The 18,167-nt window shown below is 73.5% G+C and carries 7 protein-coding genes; all 7 read left to right on the top strand.

Annotation, left to right across the window (positions count from 1 at the left end; all coding sequences use genetic code 11):
• The first annotated feature begins 18 nt into the window (after positions 1 to 18).
• The 7 genes from asnB (at position 19) to O7634_RS29250 (ending at position 18,095) form a co-directional block, all read left to right on the top strand.
• Positions 19 to 1,860, top strand: coding sequence for an asparagine synthase (glutamine-hydrolyzing) (asnB, locus tag O7634_RS29280; RefSeq protein WP_278153362.1), 1,842 nt, complete (start codon positions 19 to 21; stop codon positions 1,858 to 1,860).
• Positions 1,861 to 1,970: 110 nt separating this feature from the next.
• Positions 1,971 to 2,825, top strand: coding sequence for an isocitrate lyase/phosphoenolpyruvate mutase family protein (locus tag O7634_RS29275; protein WP_278153361.1), 855 nt, complete (start codon positions 1,971 to 1,973; stop codon positions 2,823 to 2,825).
• A complete protein-coding gene (gene aepY, locus O7634_RS29270) occupies positions 2,822 to 3,931 on the top strand; it encodes a phosphonopyruvate decarboxylase (RefSeq protein ID WP_278153360.1) in 1,110 nt (369 codons plus the stop codon). The genes O7634_RS29275 and aepY overlap by 4 nt, the downstream gene beginning before the upstream one ends.
• A 17-nt stretch (positions 3,932 to 3,948) precedes the next feature.
• Positions 3,949 to 4,941 (top strand): AfsA-related hotdog domain-containing protein, encoded by a 993-nt coding sequence (locus O7634_RS29265; RefSeq protein ID WP_278153359.1) that lies wholly within the window; start codon positions 3,949 to 3,951, stop codon positions 4,939 to 4,941.
• A 17-nt stretch (positions 4,942 to 4,958) separates the two neighbouring features.
• On the top strand, positions 4,959 to 5,957 hold the full coding sequence (locus O7634_RS29260; protein WP_278153358.1) for a nucleoside-diphosphate kinase: 999 nt from the start codon (positions 4,959 to 4,961) through the stop codon (positions 5,955 to 5,957).
• A gap of 97 nt (positions 5,958 to 6,054) precedes the next feature.
• On the top strand, positions 6,055 to 7,278 hold the full coding sequence (locus O7634_RS29255) for an MFS transporter (protein ID WP_278153357.1): 1,224 nt from the start codon (positions 6,055 to 6,057) through the stop codon (positions 7,276 to 7,278).
• Positions 7,275 to 18,095: a non-ribosomal peptide synthetase/type I polyketide synthase gene (locus O7634_RS29250; RefSeq protein ID WP_278153356.1), complete on the top strand. Its 10,821-nt coding sequence runs from the start codon at positions 7,275 to 7,277 to the stop codon at positions 18,093 to 18,095. The genes O7634_RS29255 and O7634_RS29250 overlap by 4 nt, the downstream gene beginning before the upstream one ends.
• Positions 18,096 to 18,167: the final 72 nt, after the last annotated feature.

Here is an 18,167-nt window from a genome sequence, read left to right as displayed (position 1 = left end):
CAACCGGGGAGCTGCACTGTGTGTGGGATTGCGGGATGGGTCGGCTATGACCACGACCCGTCCGTGAACAGCGACACCATCCGTGCGATGACGAGGCCCTTGGAGTGCCGCGGGCCGGACAGCGAGGGGTTCTGGCTCGACGCCAGCGTCGCGCTGGGGCACCGGCGGCTCGCCGTGATCGACCCGGCGGGCGGCCACCAACCGATGGTCGCGGAGGACGACGACCGGGTACTGGCGGTGCTCACCTTCTGCGGTGAGATCTACAACTTCCGCGAGTTGCGCGGTGAACTGAGCGCCCGGGGACACCACTTCCGGACCACCGGCGACACCGAGGTGCTGCTGCGTGGCTACCTGGAGTGGGGCGCCGGCGTCGCGGACCGGCTCAACGGCATGTACGCCTTCGGCGTCTGGGACGTCGAGCGGGAGGAACTGGTCCTGGTTCGCGACCGGATGGGTGTCAAGCCGCTCTACTACAGCCAGACGCCGGACGGCGTGCTGTTCGGTTCCGAGCCGAAGTCGATCCTGGCGCACCCGGGTGGCTCGCGCCGGGTCGACGCCGACGGCCTGCGCGAGGTCCTCGACATGGTGAAGACGCCCGAGCATGCCGTCTTCGCCGACATGCGCGAGGTCCGCCCCGGTCATCTGGTCCGCGTCGGCCGCACGGGCCTGCGGATCGAGCGGTACTGGGGGTTGGAGGCGCGGGAGCACACCGACGACCTGGACACCACTGTCGGTCACATCCGGGCGCTCCTCGACGACACCGTCCGTCGCCAACTGATCGCCGATGTCCCGCTCTGCACCCTGCTCTCCGGCGGGCTGGACTCCTCGGCGGTCACCGCGTTGGCGGCCCGGGCCCTCGGCCGGGATCAGGTGCGCTCGTTCTCCGTCGACTTCCGGGGCGCCGGAGACAGCTTCCAGGCGGACGCGGTCCGCTCGGCCGCCGACGCGCCGTTCGCGTGGGAGCTGTCGGCCTTCGTCGGCTCGCGGCACACCGAGGTCCTGCTCGACAGCCGGGAACTGCTCGACCCCGCCGTACGCGCGGCGGTGCTGCGCGCCACCGACATTCCCCCTGCCTTCTGGGGTGACATGTGGCCGTCGCTCTACCTGTTGTTCAGGGCGATCCGGCAGCACTCCACCGTCGCGCTGTCCGGAGAGTCCGCCGACGAGCTGTTCGGCGGGTACCGCTGGTTCCACAATCCGGGCGCCGTGCGGGCGGACACCTTCCCGTGGCTCACCTCCGGGTCGGCCCGTTACTTCGGCGGGCTGCGGCTGCTCGACCCCGGGCTGGTGGAGAAGCTCGACCTGCCCGGCTACCGCGCGGCGAGGTACCGGGAGGCGCTGGCCGAGGTTCCGGTGCTGCCCGGCGAGCCGGCCGACGAGCGCCGGATGCGGGAGATCAGCTACCTCAACCTCACCCGGTTCGTGCAGACCCTGCTCGATCGCAAGGACCGGATGAGCATGGCTGTCGGTCTCGAGGTCCGGGTGCCGTTCTGCGACCACCGACTGGTCGACTACGTGTTCAACGTGCCGTGGCAGCTGAAGACCTTCGACGGTCGGGAGAAGAGCCTGCTCCGCGCGGCGGCCGGGGACCTCCTGCCGGAGTCCATCCGGACGCGGGTCAAGACGCCCTACCCGGCCACCCAGGACCCCGGGTACGAGCAGGGTCTCCAGCGTGAGCTGGCCGAGGTGCTCGCCGACCAGGACGCTCCGGTCCGTCCGCTGCTCGACCTGGACCGGGCACGGGCCGTGTCGAGCCGCTCCACCGGCGCGGTCAGTCGCCCCTACGACCGGGGCAGTCTCGAGATGGCCCTCTGGCTCAACCGCTGGCTCACGACGCACCAGGTCGCGCTGGATCTCTGATCGGGACTCGGCGCCCCCGCACGGGTGGAGACCGCCCGCCCTGCCGGAGAAGCGGCGGACACCGGCGTCCGCCCGCACGTCCCCACTCGGGCTCAACCATGGAGGAACGCATGTCCAAAGCCACTGAACTACGTGCCCTGCTCAGCGGTGACCGCATGGTGCGGACGGTGGGCGCTCGGGATGGACTGAGCGCGAAGCTGGTGCAGGAGGCGGGCTTCGACGCGGTGTGGGCGTCCAGCTTCGAGACGTCCGCCACGCACGGCCTCCCCGACGCCAGCCTGCTCACCATGACCCAGTTCCTGGACGTCGCCGAGGCGATGAACCTGGTGGTCGACCTGCCCATCGTGGCCGACTGCGACACCGGGTTCGGTGGTCCGCTCAACGTCGCGTACGCCGTGCAGCGCTATGAGAAGCGCGGCATCGCGGCGATGAGCATCGAGGACAAGATGTTCCCGAAGATGAACAGCTTCGCGGCGACCGCCCAGCACCTGGTGTCCACCGAGGAGTTCGTCCAGAAGATCCAGGCCGGCAAGCAGGCCCAGGAGAGCGGGGACCTGCTGCTGATCGCCCGTACCGAGGCGCTGATCGCGGGGTTCGACCTGGACGAGGCGCTGCGCCGGGCCCATGCCTACGCCGACGCCGGCGCGGACGCCATCCTGGTGCACAGCAAGAGCAGGAACCCCGACCAGGTGCTCGGGTTCGGCGCCAGGTGGGACCGGGACGTGCCGCTGGTGGCGGTCCCCACGACCTACCCCGTCGTGAGCGAGAAGGACCTCTACGAGGTGGGCTACCGCCTGGTGATCTACGCCAACCACGGCATGCGCGCGGCCATCAAGGGCATGCGCGCCACCCTCGCCGACCTGGCCCGAAGCGACTCGGCCGCGGGCCTGGAGGACTCCCTGGCGTCGATGGCCGAGGTGTTCGCGTTGCAGAACATGCCGGCCGCCTTCCAGGAGCTGGCGTGACCACCGGCGAAGAGTTCCTCACCGCGCTCGAGGCGCGGGGCGTCACGTTCCTCAGCGGGGTGCCGTGCTCGTACTTCGCCGCGCCACTGCGCCTGCTGGCCGATCACGAGCGGGTCTCCTACGTCCCGGCGGTGAACGAGGGCAGCGCGTTGGCCATCGCCGCCGGCGCGCGACTGGCGGGCGTACCCGCCGGCGTCCTGATCCAGAACTCCGGACTCGGCAACCTCATCAACCCGCTCACCTCGCTGGTCCTGCCGTACTCCATCCCGCTGCTGGTGTTGATGAGCATGCGCGGATATCCGACGGCCGGGCCGGGGGAGCCGCAGCACCGGTTGATGGGCAGGGTCTCCACCACCTGGCTCGACAGCATGGACCTGCCGTACTGGCACTTCGAGCGCGAGGGGATGCCGTTCGTCGAGCTGATGGCCGAGGTGTCCAAGACGCTGGAGTCCGGCCGTACCTGCTTCGTGCTGGTGGGCAAGAACGCCATCGAACCGCCGGGCCCGCTGGCCGAGCCGACCGGCGAGGGTCGGGTGCTGCGCGACGACCTGGTCCGGGCTCTCGCCGCCGAGCTGCGCGACGAAGCGGTCGTGTCGACGACGGGTTACCTGTCGCGGGCCATGTTCGGCGCGGGCGACCGGCCGACGAACCTCTACATGCAGGGCTCGATGGGGCACGCCGCCGGGCTCGCGTTCGGCGCCGCGCTGCAACGCCCCGACCGGCGGTTCGTGGTCCTCGACGGCGACGGGTCGATGCTCATGCACCTGGGCGGGGTGGCGACCATCGGTCGGTACGCGCCGCGGAACCTGGTGCACATCGTCTTCGACAACGGCGCGTACGAGTCGACCGGCGCGCAGCCGACCGCCACCAGCGTCGACTTCGCCGTCGTGGCCGAGGCCGCGGGATACCGGCACGCCCTCCTGGTCGAGAACACCGCCGACCTGACCGCCGCTGTCCGGGCGGCGCTCGCCCTGACCGGCCCGATCATGCTGGTGGTCAGGGGAACCGTCGGCGGCCCGGCCGGCGATCGCGCCTCGGAGTCGATGGACGTGACAGCGATGGCGGGGCGCTTCACGGCCGCGGTCACCGGGCGGCGGCCGGCATGATCGAGGAAGAGGTTTCCATGTCGACCGAGGACATCGGGTACGCGCAGACCCTGCCGAGGAAGCTCGTCCACAAGTGGGGCTTCGATCAGGTCTTCCTGACCAGTTACGCGTCCACGGGGGAGAACGAGACGGTCCTCGGCGCGAGCCTGCCGCGCTCGCACGGGTTCTACTGCGAGTTTCCCACCGAGGACCGCACACCGGACCTGGCCCTGCTGATCGAGGTCTGCCGGCAGGCCTGCTTCGTTGTCGCGCACACCCAGTTCGGCGTGCCGGTCGACGGCAACAACTTCCAGTTCCTGCTGAAGGAGCTGTCCGGTGAGTTCGTCGACACGACGGTCTTCCGGCAGGGGCCGCCCACCGAACTGACCGTGCGGTGCCGGATCGAGCGGATCTGGCGTCGGGGTGACGTCCCGTCCGGCCTGGTCTGGGCCTTCACCGTGCGGGTCGGTGACGTCGTGGTCGCCACCTCCCGGATGCGGCAGACCTGGATCGACCGGCCCACCTGGCGGACCATGCGGGTCGCGTTGCGCGCCGGGCGCGGCCTGCCCGAGCAAACGGTGATCTCGATTCCGCCGCCGAGCCGGTTGGCCCCGGCCGACGTCGGTCGGGTGAACCCGGCGAACGTGGTGCTGGAGGAGGTCACCGAGGACGGCAAGGACGTGGTCGCCACGGTACGCGCCGACATCCGGCACCCGGTCCTCTTCGACCACCCCATCGACCACCTCTACGCGATGGTGCAGATGGAAGCCTGCCGTCAACTGTCGCTGCTGGCGGGCGCGCGCCGCCTCGGCGTGCCCGCGACCGACCTCGAGATGTGCGGCGTCTCCGCCGAGTTCGTCTCGGTGGCCGAGTTCGACCTGCCGACCGTCGTGCGGGCCCGGATGGCGGAGCCGGTCACCACGGAGGGCCGGACCCGGCTCTCCGTCGAGCTGGAGATCACGCAGGGCGAACGACTGGTGTCCACCTTCACGCTCGCCGTCCGGCCGGCCGCGGAAGGCCGTCAGCCTTGAGCGGCGAGACGCCGTGGGTGAGCGACGACCTCGGGCGCTACGGCCGGGAGATCCTGCCCACCCTGTCGGTGCTGCCCGCCAAGCGCCGCCTCTACGGCCTCGATCTCTACTTCCAGGAGGCGTGGGCGGAGTTGGTGACCGCGCTCGGCAGCGAGGACGGCGTGCTGCGGTTGCTCGACCGGACGGCCCTCATCCTGTTCAAGCCGGACGCGGTGGTCCGCCGGATGATCGGCCCGGCCTGCGAGTGGATGACGGCGCGCGGCATCAGACTGGTCGCCGCGGAGACCTGTCTGGTGTCCCGGCACGTCACCCGCGCGCTCTGGCAGCACCAGTGGAACTTCGCCACGCCCGAACGCCGGGCGTTGACCGAGCTGTACATGTCCCGCAGCCCCTCGCTGCTGCTGGTCGTCCAGCTGCCCCCGGACAGCGTCCCCGCCACTGTGCGACTCTCCGCGCTCAAGGGCCCGGCCGTGACCACCGAACGCTCTCCCGAGCACCTGCGGTCGGCGTTGGCGACCAGCAACCACGTCGTCAACGGGGTGCACTCCACCGACGAGCCCGCCGACGTGGTTCGCGAGCTGTCGATCTTCCTCGACGCCGACCAGCGGCAGCGGGTCTACACGCACCTGCTCGACGTGCGGGACGCACGGCTCGACGACATCGTCGAGCGGCTGTACCGGGAGGTGCCCACGGAGGCGGACCTCGGGTTCGCGGCCCGCCGGCAGCGCTGGCTCGCCGTGGCCGACCGGACCGCTCCCGATCGGCGCCGCGCGCTGCAGCGGGCGCTGAGCCGGGACGCCGGCCGGGACCGTGTGGACTGGCGTGAGCTGGCAGCCGATCTCAGCCGGATGGACGCCGACTGGTCCGACTGGGACACGGTGGTCCTCGGCACGGAGCTGATGGTATCGAACGAGGAAGGGCTGGACCGGGTGCTCCCCGGGGTTGCGCCCGCGCTGTGGACGGCGAACGCGGCGGCTCACCAACACCGATGGGACAGGGAGTGGGCAACGCGATGACCACAGACGGACGTACGGCGATCGAAGGCCCGACGACCTCGTGGCGTGCACGCCGCGCGACCCGGCGGGGAACCTGATCGGGCTCACCGGGGTACGGATGAACCACCCCCTCCGTTTCGTCGTCGCCGCACACGCCCTCTCCACCTACGGCAGCTTCCTCAACATGGTGGCGCTGGGGCTGTTCGCCCTGGACCTCACCGACTCCACGGTGCAGACCGGGCTGTTCATGGCCGTCCGGCTGGCGGCGGGGTTCCTGGCGGGTCCGCTGGCCGGGGTACTCGTGGCGCGTCACCCGCGTGAGCGCCTGATGGTCGGCGCGGACCTGCTCTCGGCCGGCACGCTGGTGTCGCTGGTGGTGGCGCCGTCGGTCGGGCAACCGGTGGTGCTCTACGCGCTCGCCGTCGTCCTCGGCGCCGGACAGACCCTGTGGGGGGTCGCGCTCCGCAGCGGGATACCGGACCTTGTCGCACCCGATCGGCTCGCCCGCGCCAACGCGCACCTCGTCGCCGCCCGGTCGACGGCCATGCTGCTCGGCTTCGGCACCTCGGGCGTCGTCGTCACAGTGCTCGGCTACCACGCCGCGTTCCTGCTGGACGCCGCCACCTACGTGCTCTCCGCGCTGCTGCTGACCCGGGTCGGCGGTTGGCGTCCGACGGCCGCGCACCGCCCATCGACCGGTCGTCCGTACGGTCTCCGGGTCCGCCACGCGCTCTCCGGTGTCGCACCTGTGGTGCTGGCGATGGTCGCGGTCCGGGCCGCCGACGCGTTCGGGTCCGCGTCACACAACGTCGGTCTGCCGGTGTACGCCACCGCGACCCGTCCCGACGCGCCCGCGTCGTTCGCCGCCCTGTTCACCGCGTCCTGGGCGGTGGGCAGCCTCGTGGTCAGCCGCCTGCTCGCCCGCCGACTGCGGGCCGGCCCGGTCTCCCCGCTCGCCTTCGGGCTCGCGACCTGCGCGATGTCGGTGCTGTTCGTCAGCGCCTTCACCGGTCCACCACTGTGGTTGCTGGTCGTCGTGGTGGTCGCGGCGGGAATGGCGGACGGGTACGCCGAGATCAGCTACACCACCCGGCTGCAGGCCGTCGAGCCGTCGCGCCGGGCGCACCTGTTCGGCCTCGCCGGGGCGGTCCAGAACGCCGGGTTCGGCCTGGGCATGGTCGTCAGCGCCGTCGCCCTCGACCAGTTCGCCCCCTTCCCGGTGATCGCCGCCGCGCACGGGCTCGCCCTCGTGGCCGCCGTCGTGTTCCTGGTCAGCCAGCTCCGCTTCCCGCAACGCCGCGCACGCCGACCGGCTGTGCAGAAAGTCGAGGTTCCCCCGTGAGGTCCGCAGCGCCCGAACGACGTCCCGCGATCAGCTACGGGGGAGACCTCCCCGCGGACGCCGCCTTCCCCGAGAGCCTGGGCGCCGCGCTGGTGCGCGCCGCCCGGGACTTCCCCGAGTCCGGCATCCTGGTGGTGGACTCGGACGGGCGGGAGGAGTTCCTCGACCACCGGAACCTGCTGTCCAGGGCGACTGTGGCGCTGGCCGGCCTGCGGGCCCACGGCGTGCGGCCCGGCTCGCCCGTCATCCTGCGGATCACGTCCGGCGTCGAATACTGGCCCGTCTTCGCCGGCTGCCTCCTGGGCGGCATCGTGCCGCTCACCACCGGCGCTCTCAACGGTTACGACCGGGACGCCGCGGGTGTGACAGCCCTGCTGCACACCTGGCACAAGCTCGGCGGGCCGACGGTCGTGGCCGGCTCGGACGACCTCGACCCGCTCGCTGGTCTGCCGCTGCGGGACAGGCTGGTGGCGGCGCCCGAGCTGACGATCGCCGGGTCGGACACCGGGCACGTCCGCGCCGCCGGGGCGTCGGACGTCACGGCCGCGGAGCCGGGGGGCACCGCCCTCCTGCAACTCTCCTCCGGCAGCACCGGCACGCCCAAGGTCATCCCGCTCACCCACCGGGCGTTGGTCGAGAACGCCCTCGGCACGCGGGAGATGCTCGACGTCGGTCCGTCCGACGTCCTGCTCAACTGGCTGCCGGTGGACCACTCCGCGGGCCTGCTGCTCTATCACGTGGCCGGCATCTTCCTCGGTGCCACCTCCGTGCACGTCGCCACCGACCTGGTGCTCGCCGACCCGACGTGCTGGCTGGAGCTGATGCGCCGGCACCGGGTGACGCACACCTGGTCGCCGAACTTCGGCCTGCGACTGGTGGTCGAGGCGGTCGCGGACGACGTCGACCGGCGGTGGGACCTGCGCGGGGTGCGCTGCCTGGTCAACGGCGGTGAGCAGTGCCTACGGGAGACGATCGACGCGTTCGTGGCCGCCACCGGAGTGCCGGCGACAGCGATCCGGCCGGGTTGGGGCATGTCGGAGACCACCACCGGGATCACCTTCGGCACCTACGGGACCCCCGGCAACCGGCACCGGGTGCGCACCGCCACCCTCGACGGTGACCTGGAGTGGGCCGCCGACGACGACCCCGCCGAGCTGGTCTCGGAGTACCTCTCCGTCGGACGCCCGGCCCCCGGGGCCACGGTGCGGATCGTGGCCCCGGACGGGACGGTGCTCCCCGAGGGGCGCGTCGGCCGGCTGGAAATCGCCTCGGCCCGGGTCACCCCCGGCTACCTCGACGATCCGGAGGCGTCCCGGCTCGCCTTTCCGCACGGTGACGAGTGGCTGGACACCGGCGATCTCGCGTTCATGCGCGACGGCGAGATCGCCATCACCGGGCGGGCGAAGGACCTGGTGATCGTCAACGGACAGAACGTCCCCTGCCACGAGATCGAAACCGTGGCGGGCACCGTGCCCGGCGTACGGGACGGCCTGGTCGCCGCCGTCGGCGTCCCGGACCCGGAGATCGGCACGGAGTCGCTCGTCGTGTTCTACGTCGCCGACGACGATGCCGTCGTTCCGGCCGGTGTGGTGGCCCGGGGCGTCGCCTCGGTGGTGGCCCGGCGCTGGCAGGTCACGCCGGCCCAGGTGCTCGCGGTTCCCGCCGAGGAGTTCCCGCGTACCTCGGGTGGCAAGATCAGGCGCGCGGACCTGCGCCGCCGTCACCTGGCCGGGCACGCCGGGGCAGCGGGCCCGGGTGGCGGCGCGGACGGCGGCGTCGCCGGCGACCCGCCCGCGGCGGCCGGCGTCCGGCCCCGCGGGCGCGGCCCTGCCGACGTGCGGGCGCTGGTGGCCGACATCGTCGCCGAGCTGGCCGGCGCCCCGGTCGACCCCACCGTCCCGTTCTACGAACTCGGCATCGGCTCGGTCACGATCGTCCAACTCGGAGCGCGTCTGGAGCGCGCGCTCGGCCGGCGCGTGCCCCGACCCACGCTCTTCGCCCATCCCACTGTCAACGCGCTCAGCGCCCACCTGGCCGACGTCCCGGCGCCGGCCGTGACCGAGCAGGTCGCCGCGGCACCGGGGGACCACCACGTCGCGGTCATCGGCATGGCGGCCCGGTTTCCCGGCGCGGACACCGTCCAGGAGTACTGGGCGAACCTGCTCGCCGGCGTGGAGAGCATCCGTCACTTCACCCCGGACGAGCTGGTGGCCGCGGGGGTACCGCCGGAGGTCGCCACCGCGCCCGACTTCGTCGGCGCGAGCGGAGTCCTCGACGACATCACGGGCTTCGACGCGGACTTCTTCGGCATCACCCCCCGGGAGGCCCGGATGCTCGACCCGCAGCACCGACTCTTCCTCCAGACCTGCCACCACGCGCTCGAGGACGCGGGACACCCGGGCGACGGCCCCGGTCGTCGCACCGCTGTCTACGCGGGCAGCGGGATGAACCTCTATCCGCACCACACCTATCTGCGGCATCAGCTCGCCACGCTGCCCGGTTCCGCCGACCCGGTCGCCTCGATCGGCGCCGCCCTCGGCAACCAGCCGGACTTCCTGGCCACCAGGGTCTCCTACCGCCTCGGGTTGACCGGCCCGGCGATCAACGTGCAGACCGCCTGCTCGACCTCCCTCGTCGCGGTGCACCTGGCGGCGCGGGCGCTGCGCGACGGCGAGGCGGACCTGGCGGTCGCCGGGGCGGTGGCGTTGCACGTGCCGCAGGTGACCGGCTACCGGCACTCTCCGGACTCGATCCTGTCCGCCGGTGGACGCTGCCGTCCCTTCGACGCCGCCGCCGACGGCACGGTCGGGGGCAACGGGGTCGCCGCCGTGGTCCTCAAGCCGCTGCGCCGGGCCCTCGCCGACGGCGACCGCGTCCACGCGGTGATCCTCGGCTCGGCGGTCAACAACGACGGCGCCGCCAAGGTCGGGTACACCGCGCCCGGGGTGTCCGGCCAGGTGGACGTGGTCCGGCGGGCGCTGGCCAACGCGGCGGTGCCGGCCGGGTCCGTCGGTTACGTCGAGGCGCACGGCACGGGCACCGCCCTGGGCGACCCGGTGGAACACCACGCTCTCGCCGAGGCGTACGCGGGGGGTCGGCCCTTCCTCGGCTCGGTCAAGGCCAACGTCGGTCACCTGGACAGCTGCGCGGGCATGGCCGGGCTGATCCGGACGATACTGAGCGTCCGGGACGCGCAGATCCCCCCGCAGCTCAACTTCACGACACCGAACCCCGCCATCGACCTCGCCGACGGGCCGTTCACGATCATCACGCGCCGCACGGACTGGCCGGCGTCCCCGTACCCGCGTCGGGCGGCGGTGAGCGCGCTCGGGGTGGGCGGCACGAACGCCCACGTGATCGTGGAGCAGCCGCCGGAGGCGACCCCGGCCCCGGCGCCGGCCACCGGGCTGCGCCCGGCGCCGGGACTGCTGCCCCTGTCGGCTGCCGACCCCGAGGCGCTGCGGGAGCTGGCCGTGCGGTACCGCGACCGGCTGCGCGCCGACGACCGGCCGTCGCTCGCCGACGTCGTCTCGACCGCCGGGACGGGCCGCCGGCACCGGCGGCACCGCCTCGTCGCCTGCGGCGCGACGGTGACGACCCTGGCGGACGCCCTGGACGACTGGGTACGCGGGGGCGTCGCCGACGACGTGCTCGTCGGGCGGGCCGGCGAGGGCGCTCCCGCCTCGCTCGCCCTGGCGCTGCCCGGCCAGGGGGAGCTGCGCGCCGTCGTCCTCGACCTCGCCGAGCGGTTCCCGGTGGTCCGGCGGGTGCTCGACGAGGGAGCCGAGGCGTACCGGCGGGCGGTCGGCGGGGACCTGGTCGCCCGACTGCGGGAACGGAACGGCGGGTACCCGACCGACGTGGCCCAGCCCGCCCTCGTCGTCACCGGTGTGGCGCTGACCGAACTGTGGCGGTCCTGGGGACTGGCCCCCGGCTACCTGCTCGGGCACAGCGTGGGGGAGTACGCCGCGCTGGTCGCCGCCGGCGCGCTGGCGCTCACCGACGCCGTCACGCTCACCGCCCACCGTGGCCGGCTCATGCGGGAGGGCATGCCTGCCGGGGCGATGCTGGCGGTGCTGGCGGACGCACGGACCGTCGCGGAGTTGACCGCCGGCGGCGAGGTGGAGGTGGCCGCCCGCAACGGCCCCGACCAGTACGTTCTGTCCGGGTCGCCCGACGCCGTGGCGGCGGTGGGGGAGCTGGCCCTGCGACTCGGCGCGGTGACCCGCCGGTTGCCGGTGGACCGGGCGTTCCACTCGGCGGCCGTCGAGCCGGTGCTCGACCGTTTCCGGCGGGTGGTCGAGGACGTGCCGGTGCGCCCCGTCGAGGTGCCGTTGGTCAGCACAGTGGACGGGCGGCTCCGGCGTCCGGGCTGGGTGCCCGACGCCGAGCACCTGTGCCGCCAGGCCCGCGAGCCGGTGGCGTACGACGAGGCGGTGCGGACCCTCGCCGAGCAGGGCGTCACGACGGTGCTGGAGGCGGGGTCGGATGGTGTGCTCACCGGTATCGCCCGGGCCACCGGGTCCGCGGCGCGCTGGGTGTCCGCGCAGCGCGGGGACCTGGGGCCGGTGGACGGGCTCTGGCGTGCGGTGGCCGAGCTGTACGTCACGGGCGTCGAGGTGGACTGGGCCGCCCTCACCGCCGACTGCGGCGGGCGGCGGACCTCGCTGCCGGCGTACCCCTTCCAGCAGCAGCGGTTCTGGGCCGAGGCGTCGGCGCTGACTCCTTCTCCCGCCACGGCGCACGCCACCCCGGCCGGGTCCGCGCCGGCGGTCACCGCGCCGGCGGCGGCCGGGGACCCGGCCGGGGGTCCGGCGCTGACCCGGGTTCTCGCGCTGACCGCCGAGCGCCTCGGCCTGCCCGTGGACCAGGTCGACCCGGACCAGACGTTCCTGCGGGCCGGGGCGGACTCGCTGCTGCTGATGACGATGTCCCGGGAGATCAACAACGTCTTCGGCGTCCGGATACCGGTCCGCGACCTGTTCGGGCCCACCGGGACCCCGCGCCGGCTCGCCGAGGCGGTGACCGCCGACGCCGCCCCGACACCGGCCGGTGCCACTGTGGCGTCGCCGGCCGTCTCCCCGGGGGTGTCGGCGGGGGCGTCGCCGGCCGTCTCCACGGGGATGTCGCCGGCCGGCAGCGCCGGGGATGTTCCGGTCGAACTCGCCAGCGTCGTACACCGGCAGCTCGACCTGATGCGCGAGCAGCTCGCGCTGCTCGGCGGCGCGCCACCGGCCACCCCGGCGCCGACGCCACGACCGGTGCCGCCCGCCCCGCTGCCGCACACGCCGGACACCGGCGCGACCGACACCGTCGACCTCAGCCTCTACTTCTTCGGCGACTACCCGGACCAGGGGCGGGACGACCCGTACGAGGTCATCCTGGACGCCGCCGAGTTCGCCGACGCGCACGGTTTCCACGGCGTCTGGTTGCCGGAGCGGCACTTCCACTCGTTCGGTGGCATCTTTCCCAACCCCTCGGTGCTGGCCGCGGCCCTCGCGGTGCGGACCCGTCGGCTACGGATCAACGCCGGGTCGGTGGTGCTGCCACTGCACCATCCCATCCGGGTCGCCGAGGAGTGGTCGATGGTGGACCGCCTCTCCGGCGGCCGGGTCGGTCTCGGCTGCGCGCCCGGCTGGCACGCCAACGACTTCGTCTTCTACCCGGAGAACTTCCCCCGCCACAAGCAGGTGATGTACGACAACCTGGACACCGTCCGGCGGCTCTGGCGGGGCGAGACCATCGGGGCCCGGTCCGGCACCGGCGAGGACATCGAGGTGCGCCTGTTCCCGCGTCCGGTGCAGGCCGAGCCGCCGCTGTTCACGGCCATCGTCGGTAACCCCGACAGCTACCGGGAGGCCGCCCGTCGAGGGCTGGGTGTGGTCACCAACCTGATGACGCAGGACGTGGCACGGCTGGCCGAGAACGTCGCGCTGTACCGCCGCACCCGCGCCGAGCACGGGCTCGACCCCGAGTCCGGACGGGTGGTGGTGCTGATGCACACCTACCTGGACGAGGACGCCGAGCGTGCCCGGACCACCGCGTTCGAGCCCTTCTGCGCGTACCTGCGCTCTTCACTCAGCCTGTTCGGGCAGGTGGTCAACAGTCTCGGCCTGGGCATCGACCTGGCCGACACCCCCGAGGACGACGTCCGGTTCGTGCTGGGGCAGGCGTACCAGCGGTACTGCGACCAGCGGGCGCTGATCGGCTCGCCGGAGAGCTGCCGTGCGACGGTCGAGGCGGTCCTCGCGGCGGGCGCGGACGAGATCGCCTGCTTCGTCGACTTCGGCCTGCCGGCGCGGGCCGTCCGGGACGGCCTGCCGGTCATCGACACGCTGCGCCGCGCCACCCGCCGCCGGGAGCGCCGCCCCCGGCGGTCCGAGCGGCGGCCCGTCCCGGACGGCGCGACCGCCGCCGCGCCTGTCGACACGGCGCCTCTGTCGCCGGGGCAGCGTCGGCTGTGGTTGGCCGAGCAGATCGATCCGGGCACCCCGGCGTACCTGGAGGGCGCCGCGGTGCGGCTGCTCGGCACGCTCGACGCGGTCGTGCTCCGCGAGGCCCTACAGGACGTCGTGGACCGGCACGGCCCGCTGCGGACCACCTACCGGGAGATCGATGGCGAGCCGCGCCAGGTCGTCCACCAGCGGTGGGAGGTCGACCTTCCGGTGCGCGAGCACCCGGGCGACGAGGAGGAGAGCGTCGTACGGGGCGTGCTGGCCACGATGAGCACCCGGATGTTCGATCTCGGCGCGGGCCCGCTGTGCGCGTTCGAGTTGCTGCGGTTCTCCCCGACGCACCACGTGCTGGTGCTGTCGTTCCACCACCTGGCGACCGACGGCGGCTCGTACGCCGTGCTGACCCGGGAGGTGTCGGCGTGCTACCGGGCCCGCATCGGCGGCCACGCGCCGCACCTGCCTCCGCTGCCGACGAGTTATGCGGATCTCGCGCGGGCCGCCACCGACGTGACCGAGAAGCACCTCGACTACTGGCTCGACCAGCTCGACCCGCTGCCACCGACCCTGGTGCTCCCCTCCGACCGGCAGCGGCCGGCCGTCCCGTCGGCCGCCGGCGCGACACTCTTCGTCGACCTCCCCACCGACCTCACCGACCGGATCAGGCGGTTCAGCCGGGCCGAGGGAGTGACCGTCTTCAGCACGCTGCTCAGCGCGATCGGGGTGATGCTGTTCCGGTTCAGCGGCCAGCCGGACCTGGTGGTGGGTACCGGCACCAGCGGCCGCGACGAGACCTGCGCGGACCTGATCGGGTTCTTCGTCGACACCCTGCCGCTGCGGCTGGACCTCAGCGGCGACCCCACGTTCCGGGAACTCGTGACCCGGGTCCAGTCCACCGCCGCCGACGGGTACGACCACAGCGTCCCGTTCGACGTCCTCGTCCACGCGCTCGCCCCGGATCGGCAGCCCGGTCGCCATCCGCTCTTCGACGTCGTGGTGGAGTACAGCGGCGGCGACGAGCTCTTCGCGTTCGACCTGCCCGGTGTCACCGCGACGCCCCTGCGGCTGGGGCTGGACAAGGCGCCGGTGGACCTCGTCATCTACCTGTCCCACGCCGACACCGTGCGCTGCCACGTCGAGTACCGGACCGACGTGTTCGACGGCGCCACGGTGCGCCGGTTCCTGGACGACGTGCGGCGCATCCTGGACCGGGTCACCCGGCAGCCGGGGGACCGGCTGTCCCACCTCGCGACGCGCCTGTCCGAACCCGCCGACCAGCTCGACGGGCCGCGCGTGCGGCCGCCGGCCGAACGGCTGCACGACCCGTTCGTCCGGCAGGTCGCCCGTACGCCGGACGCCGTCGCGGTGGTCTGCGGCCGCACCCGCTGGACCTACCGGGAGCTGCACCGGCGTGCCGAGCTGCTGGCCCGCCGGATCGCCGCCACCGGCGTGGGGCCGGACGACATCGTGGCCGTGCTCCTGCCCCGTCGACCCGAACTCCTCGCCGCGCAGCTCGCCGTCCTCCTGGCCGGCGGCGGGTTCCTGCCCCTCGATCCGACGCTGCCCGTCGCCCGCGTGCGGGACCTGCTGGCCGACAGCGGCGCGCGGCTGCTGCTCACCACCGCCGAGATCGACCACCCGACGGAGGTCGCGCGGGTCCTGGTGGAGGAGCCGGTGGACCCGGACCTGCCACCGGTCGAGCGCACGCCCACGCCCGAGCACCTGGCCTGGTGCGTCTACACCTCGGGCTCCACCGGTCGACCCAAGGGGGTCCTGGTGCCGCACCGGGCCGCCGTGGACACGGTGTCCTGGCACGTCCGGGCACTCGGACTGACCCCCGCCGACACCGTGGCGCACGGTCTGGGCCTGGGCTTCGACGCGAACCTCGCCGAGACGTACCCGGCGCTCGCCGCCGGTGCCACCGTCCACCTCGTCCCGGACGGGGTCCGCTCGGACCCGGCAGCTCTCGTCGACGAGTGGTCCCGGCACGGCGTCACCGTCGCCTTCCTGGTGGCGCCGCTGGCCGAACTCGTCTTCGCGCTGCCGGCCACCGATGCGGCGACCCTGCGGACCCTCGTCGTCGGGGGTAGCCAGCTGCGCCGTCGCCCGCCGGTCGACTTCCCCGCCGAGGTCGTCAACGCCTACGGCCCGACCGAGTGCAGCATCGTGACCACTGCCGGGCCGGTGTCCCCGGACGGCCCCGGGGCGATCGACATCGGCGCTCCGGTGGACAACCGCCGACTGCGCCTCCTGGACGCCGCCGGCCGTCCGGTGCCACCCGGGGCGGTGGGAGAGCTGTACGTCGGCGGCGCCGGGGTGGCCCGGGGCTACCGGGGACGACCGGCGGACACCGCCGCGGCGTTCGTGCCGGACCCGTTCCGACCCGGTGACCGGATGTACCGCACCGGGGATCTCGCCCGGGTGCGCGGGACCGGCGTCCTGGAGTTCGTGGGCCGGGTCGACGAGCAGGTCAAGATCGCCGGATACCGGATCGAGCCGGGCGAGGTCGGCGCGGCGCTCGCCCACCTGCCCGGCGTACGGCAGGCGGCCGTGATCGCCCGCCACGATCGGGGTGACGACCCCTACCTGGCGGCCTACGTGGTCGTCGACGAGGAGCACCGACCGTCGGACCCGCGGGTCCTGGCCGCGGCGCTGGCCGAGCGTCTCCCCGCGCACCTCGTCCCGGTGGCCTGGGTGCTGCTCGACACCCTGCCGACCACCGGTACCGGCAAGGTGGACGCCGCCCGCCTGCCCGCGCCGCCCGCCACACCCGTCGTCGAGCGGCCCCGCACGAGCCGGGAGCGGATCGTCCACGATGCCTGGTGCGCGGAGCTGGGGGTGCCGGAGCTGTCGGTGGACGTGCCGTTCACCGCCGCCGGCGGCCACTCGCTCGCGGCCGTCCGGCTGGCCAACCGGTTGACGGCGCTCGGTCCGCAGCGGGTGGGTGTGCACGAGGTGCTGCGCAGCCGGGGCATCCGGGAGCTGGCCAGCCGGTCGCCGGACGGCGACGAGACGACCGGGTCGTCGGACGGCGACGAACTGACCGGCGGGTCGCGGGCGACCGACGACCCGGCCGGTCGTGCGCCGGTCGCCGACGACCCGGTCGTGGCGCGGGCGCCGGCGACGTACCAGCAGGAACTGATGTGGCAGCGGCAGCGGCAGGCGCCGAACCCGCCGGCCGTGCACATGGCGGTGCGGATGAACATCACCGGCCGGCTCGACCTGCCGGCCCTCGAACGTGCTCTGGACGGGCTCGTCGACAGGCACGAGGCGCTGCGTGCCCGCCTGGTGGAGCGCGACGGCGTGCTCACCCAGGAGGTGCTGCCCCCGAGCCCGGTCGGGTTGTCCGTGCGGGACCTGCGTGAGCACGAGGTCGACCAGTGGTGCCTGCGGTCCGGACGGGAACCGTTCCCCGACGACCGGGTGCCCCGGGTCCGTGCCGAGGTGGCCCGACTCGACGACGAGACGTGGGTGCTGCTGTTCGTCGTACACCACCTGCACGGCGACGGGTGGTCGATGCTCCAGCTCCTGGACGAGCTGGGGCGCGGGTACGCCGCCGAGCGCGCAGCGGGTCCCGCCCCGACGCGCCCGGCGTCCAGCTACCTGACGTACGCCCGCCGCCAGCGCGCCACGACTGTGGCGCCGGACGTGCTGACGTACTGGCGGCGGCAGCTCGCCGGCGCGCCCCGGGTGTTGTCGCTGCCGACCGACCGTCCCCGGCCGGCCCGCCTGTCGGGTCGCGGCGAGGAGGTCACCTTCACCGTTCCCGCCGACCTGACCGCCCGCCTGCACGACGTCGCCGCCAGGCGCGGGACCACCGTCTTCCCCGTGCTGCTGGCGAGTTACGCGCGGTTGGCCAGCGAACTCGTCGGCCACCACGACGTCGTGCTGGCCTGCCCGTACGCGCACCGCGACGACCGGGCCTTCGAGTCGGTGGTCGGTCTGTTCACCAGCACCCTGCTGGTGCGCCCGCCGCTGGCGACCGCGACGAATCTCGCCGACCTGGTGGCCGGCACCGAGCAGGCGTTCCTCGACGCCGTCCGGCACCAGCCGGCGCCCCTGCCCGCCATCTACGCCGCTGTCGACCCCGAGTGGCGGGTCGGCGCGGCGCCCCCGGTGGCGACGATGCTGTTCGGCTTCAATCCGGCGCTGCCCGAGGTCACCCTGCCCGGCGCCGACGTGGAGGTCATCGACCAGGAGCTCGGCTGCGCACGCCGGGACCTCGCGCTGGTCGTCACGCCGGTCGGGAACGAGCTGCACGGGGTCGTCGAGTACTCGACCGACCTGTTCGACCACTCGACGGTGCGGACCTGGTGTGGACGGTTCGTGCAGCTACTCGCCGAAGCGGGGTCGGAGGGCGAGTGATCGCCATCAGTGCCGGCATCGGCGACCACGGGTACGGTTTCGGTGCGCGCAAGCGCGTGCGGCAACTGAGGA

Source organism: Micromonospora sp. WMMD1120 (assembly GCF_029626235.1).
Classification (GTDB): domain Bacteria; phylum Actinomycetota; class Actinomycetes; order Mycobacteriales; family Micromonosporaceae; genus Micromonospora.
The sequence above is the reverse complement of the archived record's forward strand: the minus strand, read 5'-3'. Positions and strand labels throughout refer to the sequence as shown.